Annotated in this window: 13 protein-coding genes; 8 read left to right on the plus strand and 5 right to left on the minus strand. The window is 71.8% G+C overall.

What is annotated here, in order from left to right; genetic code table 11:
- Positions 1 to 31: 31 nt before the first annotated feature.
- From OG594_RS30335 to OG594_RS30345, 3 genes are read right to left on the minus strand one after another with little or no spacing between them, the layout of a single operon-like run.
- Complete coding sequence (locus OG594_RS30335) at positions 32 to 1,261, minus strand: hypothetical protein (protein WP_266605124.1); 1,230 nt, start codon at positions 1,259 to 1,261, stop codon at positions 32 to 34.
- Positions 1,258 to 3,018, minus strand: coding sequence for a lipopolysaccharide biosynthesis protein (locus OG594_RS30340; protein ID WP_266605127.1), 1,761 nt, complete (start codon positions 3,016 to 3,018; stop codon positions 1,258 to 1,260). Before OG594_RS30340 ends, OG594_RS30335 begins: the two co-directional genes overlap by 4 nt.
- Positions 3,015 to 4,226 carry a glycosyltransferase gene (locus tag OG594_RS30345; protein WP_266606636.1) on the minus strand — a complete coding sequence of 404 codons (1,212 nt, stop codon included), beginning with the start codon at positions 4,224 to 4,226 and terminating at the stop codon, positions 3,015 to 3,017. The genes OG594_RS30340 and OG594_RS30345 overlap by 4 nt, the downstream gene beginning before the upstream one ends.
- A 164-nt stretch (positions 4,227 to 4,390) precedes the next feature.
- Here OG594_RS30345 and OG594_RS30350 point away from each other — a divergent pair, with 164 nt between their 5' ends.
- Positions 4,391 to 4,879, plus strand: coding sequence for an adenylyltransferase/cytidyltransferase family protein (locus OG594_RS30350; protein ID WP_030009114.1), 489 nt, complete (start codon positions 4,391 to 4,393; stop codon positions 4,877 to 4,879).
- Here OG594_RS30350 and OG594_RS30355 read toward each other — a convergent pair.
- Both OG594_RS30355 and glgX read right to left on the minus strand, forming a co-directional pair.
- Entirely contained in the window at positions 4,860 to 5,582 is a 723-nt protein-coding gene (locus OG594_RS30355; protein WP_266605129.1) for a CDP-alcohol phosphatidyltransferase family protein, read from the minus strand. The genes OG594_RS30350 and OG594_RS30355 overlap by 20 nt on opposite strands.
- Positions 5,583 to 5,697: 115 nt before the next feature.
- Entirely contained in the window at positions 5,698 to 8,007 is a 2,310-nt protein-coding gene (glgX, locus tag OG594_RS30360) for a glycogen debranching protein GlgX (protein WP_266605131.1), read from the minus strand.
- A gap of 182 nt (positions 8,008 to 8,189) precedes the next feature.
- On the opposite strand from glgX, the gene OG594_RS30365 reads away from it, so the two are divergent.
- The 7 genes from OG594_RS30365 to OG594_RS30395 all read left to right on the plus strand — a co-directional run bounded on the left by OG594_RS30365 (position 8,190) and on the right by OG594_RS30395 (position 17,332).
- Complete coding sequence (locus tag OG594_RS30365; RefSeq protein WP_266606637.1) at positions 8,190 to 9,410, plus strand: Ig-like domain-containing protein; 1,221 nt, start codon at positions 8,190 to 8,192, stop codon at positions 9,408 to 9,410.
- Positions 9,411 to 9,594: 184 nt separating this feature from the next.
- Positions 9,595 to 11,874 carry a choice-of-anchor A family protein gene (locus OG594_RS30370; protein WP_266605133.1) on the plus strand — a complete coding sequence of 760 codons (2,280 nt, stop codon included), beginning with the start codon at positions 9,595 to 9,597 and terminating at the stop codon, positions 11,872 to 11,874.
- Positions 11,875 to 12,076: 202 nt separating this feature from the next.
- A complete protein-coding gene (locus OG594_RS30375; protein WP_266606638.1) occupies positions 12,077 to 13,297 on the plus strand; it encodes an Ig-like domain-containing protein in 1,221 nt (406 codons plus the stop codon).
- An 87-nt stretch (positions 13,298 to 13,384) separates the two neighbouring features.
- Complete coding sequence (locus tag OG594_RS30380) at positions 13,385 to 14,152, plus strand: enoyl-CoA hydratase/isomerase family protein (RefSeq protein ID WP_030009108.1); 768 nt, start codon at positions 13,385 to 13,387, stop codon at positions 14,150 to 14,152.
- A gap of 255 nt (positions 14,153 to 14,407) precedes the next feature.
- The gene (locus tag OG594_RS30385) at positions 14,408 to 14,920 is read left to right on the plus strand and encodes an ATP-binding protein (RefSeq protein WP_266605136.1); all 513 of its coding nucleotides are present in this window, start codon (positions 14,408 to 14,410) and stop codon (positions 14,918 to 14,920) included.
- A gap of 415 nt (positions 14,921 to 15,335) precedes the next feature.
- Entirely contained in the window at positions 15,336 to 16,148 is an 813-nt protein-coding gene (locus OG594_RS30390; RefSeq protein ID WP_266605138.1) for a polysaccharide deacetylase family protein, read from the plus strand.
- Entirely contained in the window at positions 16,145 to 17,332 is a 1,188-nt protein-coding gene (locus OG594_RS30395) for a YncE family protein (protein WP_266605140.1), read from the plus strand. The genes OG594_RS30390 and OG594_RS30395 overlap by 4 nt, the downstream gene beginning before the upstream one ends.
- Positions 17,333 to 17,334: the final 2 nt, after the last annotated feature.

The following is a 17,334-nucleotide window of genomic DNA, read 5'->3' on the forward strand; positions in this document are numbered from 1 at the left end:
GACCGGGTCCGGGCGGAGCCCGGGACAGCGGTCAGGCCGCGGAGGCCGGCAGGGGCTCGCGGTCCTGCGCAGCAGGGACTCGCAGGCGGGCGACGCGCCACCAGGCGGCCAGGGCCTTGAGGGCCGAGCCGGCCGCCAGGCCCCACGCGGCACCCGCCACACCCCACACCGCGTACCCGCCGAGCAGCAGCCCCACGGACAGCAGCGAGAAGACCACCTGCAACGACAGCGTGGCCTTCGGGGCGAGCACCCGCAGGGTCAGCAGCGCGCACGTGCCCAGCCCCATCACGGCGTACTGCGCCCCCGTGGCCGGCAGTAGCGCGGACGCGCCCGCCCAGGTGTCGCCGAGCAGTTCCCGGCCCAGCCGGTCCGGCAACAGGTACAGGGCCGTGGCCCAGCCCGCGCCGACCGCGGCGAGCACGAGTCCCAGCGCGGCCGTGGCCCGCACCGTGGCCCGCTTGCCGCCGAGCCGGCCGAGCACCGGCGGACCGAAGGCGTTCGCCGAGTTGAACAACACGTTCAGCGGCCCGAAGAGCGTGGTCGCACCCCGCAGCGCGCCGACGGCCAGCGGCGTCGCGAAGACGCCGAGGCCCAGTACGGCGAGCTGGCTGGAGCCGTTGCCCACCGCGAACTCGACCACGAACCGCTGCCCCAGGTGCCCCCGTCGCAGGTACGGCCGCAGGTTCGTGCGGGAGCCGCGTACGTACGGCCGCAGCAGCCACAGTCCCACCGCCAGCGCGGGCAGTGCGGACAGGCCCCACACCAGCACCAGCCGCCCCGCCGAGGCCCCTTCGGGCTGCACGGCCAGCGCCGCGACCACGCACACCAGCCGCAGCGCGTCCGCGGCCAGCGCCCGCTCGGGGGCGCGCAGTGCGGAGAAGCAGTACCGCAGGCCGTCCTGGAGGAGCACCAGTGGCAGTACGAGGCCCAGTGCGAGGAAGGCGGTCCCGGCGGCCCCGGCCAGCGCGAGGCCCACCACCAGCAGCAGCGCGCCCACGGCGGCCGACGCGGCGGCGGTGAAGCCCAGCGCCGAGCGGCACGCGGCGCCGAGCCCCTCGCCCTTCTCCAGCACCAGGCTCTGGCCGACGTAGGCCATGTTCAGTCCGAGGAGCACGCTGAAGGTCACGTACACCATCGAGAAGTCGGCGAACCCGGACGCCGAGGACAGCCGGGCGGCCAGCACCAGCACCAGGATGTTCGTGGCGCTGGACGCCGCCTGGTCCAGGACCGAGGCGACGGCGGCGAGGCCGCGTCGGCTCATCTGCGGCCCATGCGGACGGTGCGCAGCGCGACGGTGTCGGTGCCGTCACCGGGGATGTGCTGTTCGGGCTCGGCCACTTCGTACGGGATCGGCTGCGGCGCGGACCGCCCGGGCTTCGGGGAGGTCCCGGAACCCCCGGCGGGGCCGGTGGGGGCCGGGCCGGCCTTGTCCTTGCCGCGGCCGCGCTTCTCGCCGGGCAGCGGTGCGTGCAGCACCGCGCCGAGCACGGTGCCGCCGGCGCCGCTGATCAGCTCGCGGATCCGGGACAGGTCGGTGCGGTGCACGGCGCGCGGGTCGCAGACGACCAGGACGCCGTCGACGCGGTCGACGAGGGCCAGGGCGTCGGCGTAGGAGAGCACGGGCGGAGCGAGCACGACGACCGTGGAGTTGGGGGAGTCGGCCTCGGAGATCAGCCGGGTGGCGCGGGCCGAGGTCAGCGAGCGCGGGACGTTGCGCGCCCGCTCGCCCGGGATGAGGTCGAAGGAGCCGGACTCCCCGGCGTCCACGACGAGCTGGCGCCCGTCGGGCCATTCGGTGTCCGAGTGACGGCCGCCCGAGTTCGGGCTGCCCGGGGTCTGGCTCCAGCGCGGCCTGCCGCCGGCGTCCGTCGGCAGCTGGCTGGCCAGGACCGGGGTGCGCAGGTCGGCCTCGATGAGGAGGACGTCCTTGCCGGTCTCCGCGAAGGAGGCGGCCAGGTTCACGGCCACCGCGGCCGCGGTCTCGCTGCTGCCGCGCGGGGCGACGACGAGCAGGCGGCGCCGGTCGGCGAAGCGGGAGTCGTAGGCGAGGCGGAAGGCCACCGAGCGGTACTCCTCGGCGAGCCGGGGATCGGCCTCACCGGCGGCGAGCAGCGGTCCGCCGCCCGTCCGGTCCCGGGGCAGGTAGCCCAGGACGGGTGCGCGCAGGGCCCGGGCCACATCGCCCTCGGAGCGCGGGGCCGGATCGAAGACGAGGCGGACCCAGGCGGCCAGCAGGCCGAGTGCGAGGCCGACGGCCGCACCGAGCGCGAGCGACATGACGATGCCGGGGCCGTCGGTGGCGGTGGGCGCGGTCGCCGCGCTGGTGACGCGGCCCGGGGTCATGTCCAGGGCCTCGAGCTTGGTGATCTTGGTGTTGTAGCCGCCGACCTCGCTCTGCAGGTCGGTCTTGGAGGAGCTGGCGGCGTCGCGTCCGGAGCCGGCCGGCATCCGGGCGATCTCCTTCGACAGCTCGTCGAGCTGCTTGGCGATCGGGTCGCGCTGCTCCTTGTAGCCCTTGACCATCTTGTCGCGGGTGGCGTCGAGGGCCTCCTGCCGCTTCGTCAGGTAGGCCTCGGTCATCGCGTTGGCGCGCTTGGCGGCCTCCTTGGCGGAGTCCGCGGTGTACGTGAAGCGCAGCACCATGGTCTGCGGAGGGTTGGTGACCTGGAGCCCGCTGCGCAGGGCGGCGAAGCCGGACGCGCCCACGCCGAGCTTCTTCGCCGCCTCGTTGGCTATGGAGGAGCTGAGCGCGACCTGGCGCTCCGAGCCGATGTTGATCGCCTTGTCCGGGGCGAGGCTCGGGTTGAACGGGTCGTCGGTGGGGGCGCGCAGGACGACGTCGGCGGTCGCGACGTAGGTGTCGGCCGTGGAGATGCCGAGGTAGACGCCGCCCAGCAGGCCGATCCCGATGCCCGCGCCGATGAGCCTGCGGTAGCGCAGGAGCTGCCGGAACTGATCTCTGAGGAGATCGGGTTCGTCGTCGACCGGTGCCGCTGCAGGGCGGTTCGTCTCGATCACGGCCGGGGTCCCCCAAGTGCTTCGTCTATCAGTGCGTCGATGCGGGCCAGGCCCGCTTCGCGGCTCAGGTGGGCCGCCACGTGGCGGGGTCCGGCCGCTCCCAGTGCGTCCGCGCCTTCAGGGTCCTCGGCCAGGGCCCGTACGGCCTTCAGCAGGGCTTCGGGGTCCTCCGGCGGTACGAGCACCCCTGCGCCCGAGCGTTCCACTTCCTGGGCGGTTCCGCCCTCCGCGGCCACGGAGGCCACGACGGGCCGACCGGTCTGGAAGTACGAGGTCAGCTTCGACGGGACGCTCATGTCCAGCACGGCGGCGTGCTGCGTGACCGCGAGAACGTCCGCCGCCGCGAGGATATCCGGGAACTCGCCGTCAGCGGCAGGGGGGATGATGTCCAGATTCGGTACATCCGCAGCGAGATCGGACAGGGCCGCCCGCTGGCTGCCGTCGCCCATCAGGACGAACCGGACGCTCGGATCGAGCCGGGCGGCGCCGACGAGGACCTCGAGACCCTGCTTGAGGCCCATGTTCCCGGAGTGCAGGACGACGGTCTCGCCGGGGGCCCAGCCGAGGTGGTGCCGGGTCTCGCCGCGCGGCTTGGTGGGCACCGGCACGTGGGACCAGTTGGGGACGAGGCGGATCTTCGCCGGGTCCACTCCCATGCCGACGACCCGGTCCACGAAGGTCTCGTGGATGACGCCGACGAGGGTGGCGCGCTTGAGGGCGTAGGCCTCGGCGCGGCCGGCGATCGCGGCGGCCTTGTCGCCGCCGCTGATCCCGCTCTGTGCGGCGGCGGCGCCCATCAGGTCCTGGACCACCGGGATGTACGGGACCTTCCAGCGCGCCGCGAGCCGGGCGGCGAGCACGCCGCCGGCCAGGCTGGGCATCTGGGCGAGTACCGCGTCCGGCCTGGGCATCTTCGGCGGGGCCACGGCGCCGTGCAGCAGAATCGATCCTTCAAAAAGGGCCCGCTTCACGGCGGTCTGACGCGGCGGCACGGTGTGCGCACGCCGGTGCACGGTGACCCCCGCGCGCTGCTCCGTGCGCTGGAACGCACCCTTGTACTCCGGTTCGAGCGACCAGGCCGGGTAGTGCGGCATGCCGGCCAGCACGTGGGTCTCGTGACCGAGATCCGCCCAGTGCTCCGCGATCTGGGTCGCATACGGGCCGATCCCCGCGTGCTCCGGAGCGTAATTGGTGGAAACCAGCAGCATGCGCCGCTGACCGGATCTCGACACCGTGCGTCCCCTCTTCCCCTGGATGATGCGCACGTCACCCTATTCGTTCACCCGCGTGCTGCGGAACGTGCACGCTATTGTCTGCTAATCCGCTACACCGGGGGGTGTGGCTGCTGGGGGTAAAGATGACGGAGCACGACATGTCCGACCTTGGCGCGCCTGCGCGTCGACCGTATCGAGTCGGCTACGCGCCCGGCGCCTACGATCTGTTCCACATCGGACACCTCAACATCCTTCGGCACGCCCGGAGCCAGTGCGACTACCTGGTCGCCGGAGTCGTCTCGGACGAGATGGCCGAGCTCGCCAAGGGACGCCGCCCGATGATCCCGCTCGTCGAGCGGCTGGAGATCGTGCGCAGCGTGAAGTACGTCGACGCGGCCTTCGTCGAGACGGTCCCCGACAAGGTGGAGACCTGGAAGCAGGTCCGCTTCGACGTCATCTTCAAGGGCGACGACTGGCGCGGCACGCCCAAGGGCGACCGGCTGGAGAAGGACTTCGCCGCCCACGGCGTCGACGTCGTCTACTTCCCCTACACCGTGCACACGTCCAGCACCCAGCTGCGCCGGGCACTGGACGCGCTCGCCGAACCGGCCCCCGCGCCGGGCCAGGTCACCGGCGAACGGCGCTGAGCTCCCGGAACCACTTCGCGAGGAACGCCAGCAGGAACAGCGCGGCGACCGCGCCCAGTCCCGCGTACGCCCACACGAACAGCTTCCCGCCGCCGAGCAGCAGGAACACCAGGCAGAACACCCCGTAGTCCACGGGCAGCAGGGCCACCGCGCGCGCGGTCGACGGCGCGGCCGCCGGGCTGCCGGGAGCCGGCTTGGGCTTCAGCTTCTCCGTCAGCAGCCCGCCGAAGAAGGTCACCACCGCGGCGAACTGGAAGCCCAGCGGCACCAGCAGCCAACCGTCCGCGCCCGTCCCGTACGCGTCGGGGAAGCGGTAGAAGGCGATCAGCACGCAGGAGTGCAGGGCGGTGAGCTTGGCGGCGTCCACCACGTGGTCGAGCCATTCGCCGGCCGCGCTGCCGCCGCCGCGCAGCCGGGCGAGCTGCCCGTCGGCGGAGTCGAAGGCGAAACCGACGGCGAGGGCGGCCCACACCGCGATCCCCAGCCCCCACGAGGGAGCGGTCAGCGCGACCGCGGCCACGGCGGCGAAGCTGAAGGCGGCACTGATCAGCGTCACCTGGTTCGGGGTGAGCCCCAGCGCGTACGAACCGGCGGCCAGGTACCGCCCGGCCGGCCGGTTGAGGAACCGGGAGTAGAGCGACACCCCCTTCGCCGACTTCTGCGCCCCGCGCAGTTCTTGCAGCGCGGTCGTGACTCTGCCCATGCAGGGCCCCCCTCCGAGACGATGTCGAACACATCATCGCAGTACGAACGAGGAGGCTGGTTCCGGATGTCGGGTACGTCCGGAACCAGAGTCACGGACCGGTCCGGGCCGCCGCTCAGCCCACCACCTTCAGCAGCAGCACCGACCGCGCCGGGACCGTCAGGGTCTGCCCGCCGCGGTGCCGGGTCCGGGGCGGGTCGGCCTGGGCCTCCAGGGAGGTGTCCAGGACCACCTCGTACGACTCCGCCCAGGGCGCCCCCGGCAAGGCCCACGCCACCGGCCGGTCCCCGGTGTGCAACAGCGCGAGGAAGCTGTCGTCCGTCACCTGCCGGCCCCGCTCGTCACGGCCCGGGATGTCCCGCCCCGACAGGTACATCCCCAGCGCGGCGGCCGGCGCGTACCAGTCCCGCTCCGTCATCTCCGCACCCGCCGGGGTGAACCAGGCCAGGTCCCGCAGCCCGTCCGCGCCCTGCGAACGCCCGGAGAAGAACGCCCGCCGCCGCAGCACCGGATGGGCGTGGCGCAGCCCGATCAGCCGGGAGGCCAGGGCGAAGAGCGACTGCCAGGCCGGATCCTCCAGCAGCGACCAGTCCACCCAGCCCGTCTCGTTGTCCTGGCAGTACGCGTTGTTGTTGCCGTGCTGCGTCCGCCCGAACTCGTCCCCGGCCACCAGCATCGGCACGCCCGTGGACAGGAGCAGCGTGGTGAGCAGGTTGCGCAGCTGGCGGCGGCGCAGCACGCCGATCCGGGGATCGTCGCTCTCGCCCTCCGCCCCGCAGTTCCAGGACCGGTTGTCATGGGTCCCGTCCCGGTTCGCCTCCCCGTTCGCCTCGTTGTGCTTGCGCTCGTAACTCACCAGGTCGCGCAAGGTGAAACCGTCGTGCGCGGTCACGAAGTTCACCGACGCGTACGGCCGCCGCCCGCCCCACGCGTACAGGTCGCTGGAGCCCGACAGTCGGTAGCCGAGGTCCCGTACGTCGGGCAGCGCGCCCCGCCAGAAGTCCCGTACGGCGTCGCGGTAACGGTCGTTCCACTCCGTCCACAGCGGGGGGAACGCCCCCACCTGGTAACCGCCCGAGCCCACGTCCCACGGCTCGGCGATGAGTTTCACCCGCCGCAGCACCGGGTCCTGGGCGATCACCGCGAGGAACGGCGACAGCATGTCCACGTCGTGCATCGACCGGGCCAGCGCCGCCGCCAGGTCGAAGCGGAAGCCGTCCACCCCCATCTCGGTGACCCAGTAGCGCAGCGAGTCGGTGATCAGCCGCAGCACGTGCGGGCGCCCCGCGTGCAGGGTGTTCCCGCAGCCCGTGTAGTCGGCGTAGCGCCGCTGGTCGGACTGGAGGCGGTAGTAGCCCCGGTTGTCGATCCCGCGCAGTGACAGCGTCGGGCCCAGCTCGCCCGCCTCCGCCGTGTGGTTGTAGACCACGTCGAGGATGACCTCGATCCCGGCCGCGTGCAGGGCCCGGACCATCCGCTTGAACTCCCCGACCTGCTGCCCGGCCGTCCCGCTCGCCGAGTACGCCGCGTGCGGGGCGAAGTAGCCGATCGAGTTGTAGCCCCAGTAGTTGCGCAGCCCCCGGCGCAGCAGGTGGTCCTCGTGCGCGAACTGGTGCACCGGCAGCAGCTCGACCGCCGTCACGCCCAACCTCGTCAGGTGCTCGATCGCCGCCGGGTGGGCCAGGCCCGCGTAGGTTCCGCGCAGCTCCTCGGGAATACCCGGATGGCGCATCGTGAAGCCGCGCACGTGCAGCTCGTAGATCACCGAATCGGCCCACGGCGTCTTCGGCCGGACGTCGTCCGCCCAGTCGTCGTCGTCGTGGACGACCACGCCCTTGGGGACGAACGGCGCCGAGTCCCGGTCGTCGCGCACGGTGTCCGCGATGTACTGCTGCGGCCAGTCCCGGACGTGCGCGTACACCTCCGGGGGCAGCGTGAAGTCCCCGTCCACGGCCCGCGCGTACGGGTCCAGGAGCAGCTTCGCCGGGTTGTAGCGGGCGCCCGTCCAAGGATCCCAGCGGCCGTGCACCCGAAATCCGTACCGCTGCCCCGGGCGTACGCCCGGCACGAACCCGTGCCAGATCTCGTGCGTGTGCTCCGTCAGGGTGCAGCGGGTCTCGGCGCCGGCCTCGTCGAACAGACACACCTCCACCGCCTCCGCGCCCTGCGCCCACAGGGCGAAATTGGTGCCCGCCGTCCCGTCCGGACCGTGATGGAACCGGGCCCCCAGCGGATGCGAGGACCCCGGCCACACCGGTGCCCCCGGGCGCGCGTGCACCCGTAACACCTGGCCCCTGACCTGGCCGTTCGGCCGCTCCTTCACTCGGCCGTCGATCTGCGGTACGGGCACGGCCCGGCCGCTCCGCACCGCTTCCGCGGCATTGCTGACGGCTTCCACCGCCTCCTGCTCGGCTGCGCTCGACACTGCCCGCCTCCACGGCTCCTGGGTACCGGCGGGGGTAGGGGAGAGTGCGGCCCCGGCGTCCCGGCCTGGGCCCGCCCCCGTCTGGTCCTTCACACTGTTCTGCCCGGACAGTTCTGCCCGGAACGTGGCCCGCGCTCACGTTTCCCCCGCAGCGCCCGGTCGTTGGAGGGATCGTGACACTTCTGACGAGGCGGGCAGGGGCGGGCTTGGCCGCCGTGGCGGCATGGGCGGGCCTGCTGGGCGGGCTGGCCGGATGCACCCAGGACGGCAAGGCCCCCGTCGAGATCCAGCTGCCCGGCAAACCCCGCTCGCCGGACGAGGCCATCCGCATCACCCCCGACGACAACGCGAAGGGGGTCCCCGCGGACGGAAGGCTGTCGGTCACCGTGCCCGAGGGCCGCCTGGAGCGGGTCGTCGTCACCAAGGTGGAGGACGCGCAGCAGGAACAGGTCCCCGGCGCCATCGCCGACGACGGGCTCAGCTGGAGCCCCGACCCCGAGTTCGGACGGCTCGCTCTCGCGGCCAAGTACACCGTGGACGCCGTCGCCCTCGACGGACACGACCGCCGTCAGGCCCGCCACACCACCTTCACCACCTACGTTCCCGAGGAGCGGTTCATCGGCTACTTCAAGCCCGAGAACCGCTCGACCGTCGGCACCGGGATGATCGTCTCCTTCCGGTTCAGTCAGGCGATCGAGCGCCGCGCCGAAGTGGAGCGGGCCATTTCCGTCACGTCGGATCCGGGCGTGCAGGTCGTCGGCCACTGGTTCGGGCGGGAGCGGCTCGACTTCCGGCCCAAGGAGTACTGGAAGCCCGGCACCAAGGTCACCGTGAAGATGGACCTGCGCGACATCGAGGGCGCGCCCGGCGCGTACGGCATCCAGGACAAGACCATCAGCTTCACCGTGGGCCGCTCCCAGATCTCCACCGTGGACGCGGCCGCGCACACCATGGAGGTCCGGCGGGGCGGGCAGCTGGTGTCGACCGTCCCGATCAGCGCCGGGGCGCCCAAGACCACCACCTACAACGGCAAGATGGTGGTGATGGAGATGTTCGACGTCACCCGCATGAACGGCCAGACCGTCGGCTTCGGCGGCGAGTACGACATCCCCGACGTCCCGCACGCCATGCGGCTCACCTCCTCCGGAACCTTCCTGCACGGCAACTACTGGTCCAGCCCCGACACCTTCGGCACCACCAACGTGAGCCACGGCTGCGTGGGCCTGCGCGACGACAAGGGCGGCGGCTCCGACACCCCGGCCGGCTGGTTCTTCGACCGGACCCTCATCGGGGACGTGGTGGAGGTCGTGAACTCGCAGGACAAGACGGTCGCCCCGGACAACGGGCTGGGCGGCTGGAACATGTCCTGGGCGGACTGGGTCGCCGGCTCCGCCATCGCCTGACCCGCCATCGCCCGGCCCGCCAGCGCCCTGACCTGCCACCGCCTGGCCTCGGGCGCCCGCCCGCCCGGGAGAGTGATCACTATGATCGAAATGCCGTAGCGGAGAGTGTCCCCGCCGCGCCCCGCCGAAGCCCGCCCCCAGCCTGTCAGGGCACATGAGGGCAGCAGGCAACGGACGGAGCGTCATGTCAGCAAGGAACTGGACCCTCGGGCTCGCGATCGGGGCCGTACTGGCCTCCGCCGCGCCCGCGGCCTTCGCGGAGGGTCCCGGCGGCGACCGCCCGACGGCGGTCGTCAGAGCTCCGCTCCCCGGGGGGCTGGGGCCCTGCGTCCCGGGAGACTGCCCCGACCCGTACCCGGCCATCGGCACCGACGGCGTCCCGCAGGGCCGCGACAACGGCATCACCATCTTCGCCGGGGGTGACTTCCGCGTCCGGGGCCGGGCCTCCGAGGCCGAGGGCCGCCTCGTCGTCCTCGGCGACTTCGACCAGGACAAGCAGGCGGGCGGGGACAGCCGCTACAACGTGGGCATCGTCGGCGCCGGATCGAGGGTGCCCCCGCCCGTCGGCGCGGACTTCCTCACCACCGGCGGATCGGTCACCGTCGCGTCGGGCGAACGCCTGCTCGCCGACGGCGGCGTCGTTCGGTACGCCGGATCCGTCGAGGGCACGGTGACGGGCCGCCCCGTCCGCGACCCCGCCGCCACCCCGTACGCGGAGCTGCGCGACCGGCTCAGCGCCGCCAGCCAGTGCTACGCGCGGGTCGACGGGCAGCCCCGCCCGGCCACCGGGACGGCCGTCAACAACGGCTACGAGACGCTCTTCACCGGCGACGGCTCCTCCGCGCTCCAGGTCTTCAACGTCGACGCGAACCTCGTCGGCAACGGGGGCGGCCAGCAGGGCGTCCGCTTCACCCGCATCCCGGCCACGGCCACCGTGCTGGTGAACGTCCTGGGCACCACCCGCACGATCAGCACGTACAGCGGCGGCATCCAGGACACCGACCCCCTCAACGCCTACCGCGACCGGCTGCTGTGGAACTTCCCCGACGCCACGACCGTGAACCTGACCGGCGGCGGCCAGTTCCAGGGCAGCTTCCTCATGGGGCAGCAGTCCTCGGAGACCACCGTCACCCTGCCCGGCATCAACGGGCGCTTCTTCACCACCGGCTCCGTCACCCACGGCAGCAGCACGACCGGGGGCGGCGGTCAGGAGTTCCACGCCTACCCCTTCAACGGCGACCTGCCCGAGTGCGGCGGCCCGGGGCCGGTGACCGGCACGGTCTCGGTGCTCAAGCGGGACGCGGGGACGGGCGCGGCCCTGGAGGGGGCGCACTTCGAACTGTGGCGCGAGACGAACGGGACCGACGGGTTGCAGGACACCGCGCCGCGGGCCGACACCCTGGTCGCCGAGTGCGTCACGCCGGCGAGCGGCATCTGCGAGCGGACCACCGAGCCCGGTACGTACTACTGGCGCGAGACACGGGCGCCGCTCGGCTACGACCTGGACGACACCGTCCACGAGCTGACCCTCACCGCCGAGAACGCCGCGGCCGGGGTCCGGTACGAGGCGGACAACGAGCGCACCCCCGAGCCGCCGGACACCGCCCGGGTGGTGCTGCGCAAGACCGACCGGGCCACCGGCCGCCCGCTGGCGGGCGCGCGGTTCGACCTCTGGCGGGAGAGCAACGGCTCCACCGGCCTCCAGACGGACCCGGCGGGCGGCGACACCCGTCTCGACGGGGCCTGCACGACGGACACCCGGGGCACCTGCACGGTGGAGCTGCCGATCGGGCACACCTACTACTGGCGGGAGACCGCCGCCCCCACCGGGTACGCGACCCCGGCCGACCCGGCCACCCGGTTCGACCTGGACCGGGGTGACGCGGCGGACGGCATCGTCGTCGACGTCGCGAACACCCCGGTGAGCGAGGAGTACGAGGGCTCGATCCGGGTCGTGAAGCAGGACGCCAGGACCGAGCGACCGCTGCGCGGCGCGGTCTTCGAACTGTGGCAGGAGACCAACAACACCCCGGGCCTGCAGACGCGCGGCAGCAACGCCGACCGCAGGGTCGCCCCCGGCTGCACCACCGACCGGACCGGAGTCTGCACCTTCGGCCCGCTCCCCGAGGGCTGGTACTACCTGGTCGAGACGGCGGTCCCCGCGGGCTACGTCCTGCCCGCCGACCGGGTCACCGGCCCGCTGCGCCTCGACATCGGCACCCCGAAACAGCGCATCGTGGTGACGCTGCGGAACAAGCCGGTCGACCACGGCAAGGGCAAGCACCCCCAGCCGCCGAAGCATGCGAAGGGTGACCACGGGAAGGGCAAGCACCCCCAGCCGCCGAAGTACGCGAAGGGTGACCACGGCAAGGGCAAGCACCCCCAGCACTCCAAGAACCCGAAGCCCCCGAAGAACCCGAAGAACCCGAAGCACTCCAAGCACTCCAAGGGCCCCCGGGCCTGACCCCTCGGCGGCCGCCCCCTCGGGATTGGCCTGATCACCTACCGCGTCCCGGCCCACCGGGGCGGCCGCCGCAGTACTTCTCCGGGCAGTTGGGACGGAACGGTGACAAGACCGTGGCTCATCGTGATCCCTCCGTGTGATTACCTGTCAACAAGCGCGCGACAGTCCGCGCGCGGGGGACATGGGGAGAACACGAGTGAACGTGCAGCCGATACTCGGCCGCGCCCGCACCGGCCTGCCGGCCCTGTTGCTGGGGGCGGCCCTGCTGTTCACCACCGCGTGCGGTGGCGGTGGCGGCAGCAACAGCGGCGGCAGCGGTGGCGACAACGCCGGGGGCGGCGCCAAGACCGGTACCGAGGCATCCAAGGCGGTCGTCAGCGTCAAGCCCGACGACGGGGCCAAGGAGGTCGCCACGAGCGGCGTCCTGAAGATATCGAGCACGGGCGGCAAGCTCAGCACGGTGGCCGTGGCGGACACCAAGGGCAACGCGGTCGAGGGCAAGATCGCCGACGACGGCGCCTCCTGGGAGCCGGCCCGCCACCTGGCCTCCGCCACCGAATACAAGGTGCACGCGGTCGCCAAGGACGAGGCCGGCCGGGAGTCCGCCAAGGACACCACCTTCACCACCCTGACCCCGACCAACACCTTCGTGGGCCACTACACGCCCGAGGACGGCGCCACCGTCGGCGTGGGGATGCCGGTCTCGATCAACTTCACCCGGGGAATCACCAACCCCGAGGCCGTCGAGAAGGCCATCACGGTCACGGCCGAGCCGGCCGTCCAGATCGAGGGCCACTGGTTCGGCAACGACCGCCTCGACTTCCGTCCCGAGAACTACTGGGCCGCGGGCACCAAGGTCACCGTGAAGCTCGCCCTCGACGGGGTCGAAGGCCGCCCCGGCGTCTACGGCAAGCAGACCCGTACGGTCACCTTCACCATCGGCCGCTCCCAGGTCTCCACGGTCGACGCGAGCACCAAGCAAATGGAGGTCGTCCGTGACGGCCAGGTGCTCAAGAACGTCCCGATCACCGCGGGCGCCCCGTCGACCACCACGTACAACGGTCAGATGGTCATCAGCGAGAAGTACGAGGTGACCCGGATGAACGGCGCGACCGTCGGCTTCGGCGGCGAGTACGACATCGCCGACGTCCCGCACGCCATGCGCCTGTCGCAGTCGGGCACCTTCGTGCACGGCAACTACTGGGCCTCCTCCGGCACCTTCGGCTCGTCGAACGTCAGCCACGGCTGCGTGGGCCTGCGCGACCAGCGCGGCGGCGGCGACCCCAACGCACCCGCGGCCTGGTTCTTCAACGAGTCGCTGATCGGCGACGTGGTCGTCGTGAAGAACTCGAAGGACAAGCAGATCGCCCCGGACAACGGCCTCAACGGCTGGAACATGCCGTGGGCGGAGTGGATCAAGTAAGTACGCCGCCCGCGCGGTCGGAGTGGCCCGGTGCTGTGACCCACAGCACCGGGCCACTCCGCGTTAACCGGCGCTAACCTGGCCCGTATGACCCTCTCTCTCGAAGTCTCCGAAGGCGTCGGCACCATCCGCCTGGACCGGCCGCCCATGAACGCCCTGGACATCGCCACCCAGGACCGGCTGCGCGAGCTCGCGGTGGAGGCGACCGACCGGGCGGACGTCCGCGCGGTCATCATCTACGGCGGCGAGAAGGTGTTCGCGGCGGGCGCGGACATCAAGGAGATGCAGACGATGGACCACGCGGCGATGGTCGCCCGGTCCCGCGCGCTCCAGGACGCCTTCACCGCCGTCGCCCGGATCCCCAAGCCCGTCGTCGCGGCCATCACCGGCTACGCGCTGGGCGGCGGGTGCGAACTCGCCCTGTGCGCCGACTACCGGATCGCCGCCGACAACGCCAAGCTCGGCCAGCCCGAGATCCTGCTCGGCCTGATCCCGGGCGCGGGCGGCACCCAGCGGCTCTCCCGGCTGATCGGTCCGTCCAAGGCCAAGGACCTGATCTTCACCGGGCGCATGGTCAAGGCCGACGAGGCGCTGACCCTCGGCCTGGTCGACCGGGTGGTGCCCGCCGCCGAGGTGTACGAGCAGGCGCACGCCTGGGCCGCCAAGCTGGCGCAGGGTCCGGCGATCGCGCTGCGCGCCGCCAAGGAGTGTGTGGACGCGGGTCTGGAGGCCGACATCGACACCGGTCTCACCATCGAACGCAATTGGTTCGCGGGCCTGTTCGCCACCGAGGACCGCGAGCGCGGGATGCGCAGTTTCGTCGAAGAGGGCCCGGGCAAGGCGAAGTTCGTCTGAGCCGGGAGCTCGGCCGGGGACCCCGGTCCTCCCTGTGGGTGGATTAGCCAGGCCTTAAGCCAGCCTTAAGGCGAGTGAGTGATCCACTCGCCGTGGTCACTTTCGTGTGACGTGTCATTGCAGGTCAAGGTGCGCGCGGCGGCCCTCCGATTGCCTCTCGCATATGACGGAACACCCCCTTGGAGTTGTTGAATCCGGGGGGTGTTTTCGTGTGGAACGGCCCGGGAGGGAGGGTCGGCCGTCCATGATGGGTGCATGGCGGGCCTGGAGGGTGTGGAACAGCCGCGGCAACGCGGCAGCGCTTCGGCGGTACGGCTCACGGCGGCCGTTGAGGACGAACAGGGCCTCAAGGGGCTGGAGTTGTATGGAAATCCGGCCGAAGCCGAAGTGACACTGCCGTCCATGCCCGAGTCGGCGAGCACCGCGCGCCGGCTCACCCAGTGCGTGGTGGTCCGCCTCTGGGGCCTCTCGCCGCAGATCGCCGAGCACGCCGTCCTGCTGGTCTCGGAGCTCGTCGGCAATGCGGTCCGGCACACCGGGGCCCGCTCCTTCGGTTTACGCATGCTGCGGCGCCGCGGTTGGATCCGGGTGGAGGTGCGCGACCCCTCGCGCGGACTGCCCTGCCTGATGCCGGTCCACGAGCTGGACACCACCGGCCGGGGCCTCTTCCTCGTCGACAAGCTGTCCGACCGGTGGGGCGCGGACTTGCTGCCGCGCGGGAAGATCACCTGGTTCGAGATGCGGGTCGCCGACCGGCAGAACCCCTGACCCTCCCGGAGCGCCCGCCCCCCGGAACGCCTGAAGCCCCCAGAGCGCCTGAAGCCCCCGTGCGCCGTGTGGGGCGGTGTGGGGGCTTCATGGGTGCGCCGAGGATCTGAGGGGGTGTGATCCTCGGCGTGCAGACTTCGCTCGGGTCAATGGGAAGTCATGGTTCCGACTATGGCAGACGAGGGCCTGAACGCCAAAAGTCCCTACTTGGACATAAGTGTGCAAATCGCAAGAGTTTCTAGCTAAATCCTAGGTGAGGTCGGCCACTCACCTCGCAATCCATGAATAAGTATCGACTGCTCTGTGTGAATCGTTGATCACGTAGCGACCCGGCCACCCGGTTGGCCCCTTTTGACGACCGTCCTGAATTGGGTCAATCATTACGTTCCGGGTCATCCGCCCCTTAAATGGGCAGGTGCTCTCACAACCAGGCCGCCGCGCGGCCCTGCGCGTGGCCCTGCGCGCGGCCGCTCTCGGGTCGGCCGGCGCCGCCGCGGCTGGCCTCACCGCCGCCTGCGGGCCGGGTCGGCCGGCCACCGCGCCCTCCGGCCCGCCGCCGGGTCCGGCCCGGTCGGCCCGCCCGGCGCAGGCGGCTCCGGCCGCCGCCCCGCGCCGGTTCGCCGGGCAGCCCGTCGAGATCGGCCACGGTCCGCGCGACCGCCCCCGGGTCGCCCTCACCTTCCACGGCAACGGGGACCCCGCCCTCGCCCGGGCGGTGCTGGCCGCGGCCGAGAAGGGGGGCGCGCGGGTCACCGTACTGGCCATCGGATCCTGGCTCGACGCGCACCCGGAGCTGGCCCGGCGCATCCTCGACGGCGGTCACGAGCTCGGCAACCACACCCAGCGCCACCTCGCGATCAACGACATGCCCGAGGCGCAGGCCTACGCCGAGATCACCGGCTGCGCCCAGCGGCTCAAGCGGCTCACCGGTTCCATCGGCACCTGGTTCCGGCCCTCCCAAACCCAGTACGCGACCCCCCTCGTCCAGGAACTGGCCCAGCGGGCGGGCTACCCGCACGTCCTTTCGTACGACGTGGACTCCCTCGACTTCACCTCGCCCGGTGCCGCGGCCGTCATCCGCACCGTCACCGGGACGATCCGGCCCGGATCGGTGGTGAGCCTGCACTTCGGCTACGCGGACACGGTCGACGCGATGCCTCCCCTCCTCGAAGAACTCGCGCGCCGCAACCTGCGCGCGGTGACCACCACGGAGCTGCTGACCCCATGACGACCACCCGCCTTCCCCGGACTGCCGGCGCGCTGCTGGCAGGTCTGGTCCTCGCCGCCCTTGCCGGCTGCGGATCGGCCGGCAAGGAACCCGCCGAGGCGCTCGGCACCAAGGGCCCGGCCAAGCCCGTCAAGGCCGCGCCGGCCGTCCCGCCCGGTCTGCCCGGCATGCCGCCCGTGCTCGATCCGAACGACGTCTACGCGGCGAACCGGCCGAACAAGCTCTCCCCCGTGGTCAAGGACTTCCCGCCCCGCGTCTACGTGCCGAACACCAACTCCAACACGGTGTCCGTCATCGACCCGACGACCTACCGGGTCATCGACACCATCCCGGTCGGGGTCCAGCCCCAACACGTGGTCCCCTCCTGGGACCTGAAGACCCTGTGGGTCAACAACAACCGCGGTCACACCCTCACCCCGATCAACCCGGCCACCGGCGAGGCCGGAAAGCCCGTGGAGGTGCACGACCCGTACAACCTGTACTTCACGCCGAACGGCAAGTACGCCATCGTCATGGCCTCGATGGACAAGGAGCTGGTCTTCCGCGACCCGCACACGATGGACCGGGTCAAGACGGTGCCCGTGACCTGCTACGGGGTCAACCACGCGGACTTCTCCGCCGACGGCCGCTACTTCATCGTGAGCTGCGAGTTCTCCGGCGAACTCCTCAAGGTCGACACCGAGCGCATGGAGGTCGTCGGCCAGCAGAAACTGCCGTTCGAGGGCGCGATGCCGCAGGACGTCAAGGTCTCCCCGGACGGGAAGACCTTCTACGTCGCCGACATGATGGCGCACGGCATGTGGGTGCTCGGCGGGGACACGTTCGAGACCCCCAAACTGCTGCCCACCGGGAAGGGCTGCCACGGCCTCTACGTGAGCCGCGACTCCAAGGAGATGTACGTCTCCAACCGGGGCGAGGGCACCATCTCGGTCTTCAACTTCCCCGAGAACAAGCTCACCAAGAAGTGGACGCTGCCGGACGGCGGCAGCCCCGACATGGGCGGGGTCTCCGCCGACGGCAAGGTGCTGTGGCTGTCGGGCCGTTACAACTCCGAGGTCTACGCGCTCGACACGCAGACCGGCCAGCAGCTCGCCCGGATCCCGGTGGGCGGCGGACCGCACGGACTCGCCGTGTACCCGCAGCCCGGCCGCTACTCGCTCGGCCACACCGGCATCTTCCGCTAGGT

This window comes from Streptomyces sp. NBC_01214, assembly GCF_026340975.1.
Lineage (GTDB): Bacteria > Actinomycetota > Actinomycetes > Streptomycetales > Streptomycetaceae > Streptomyces.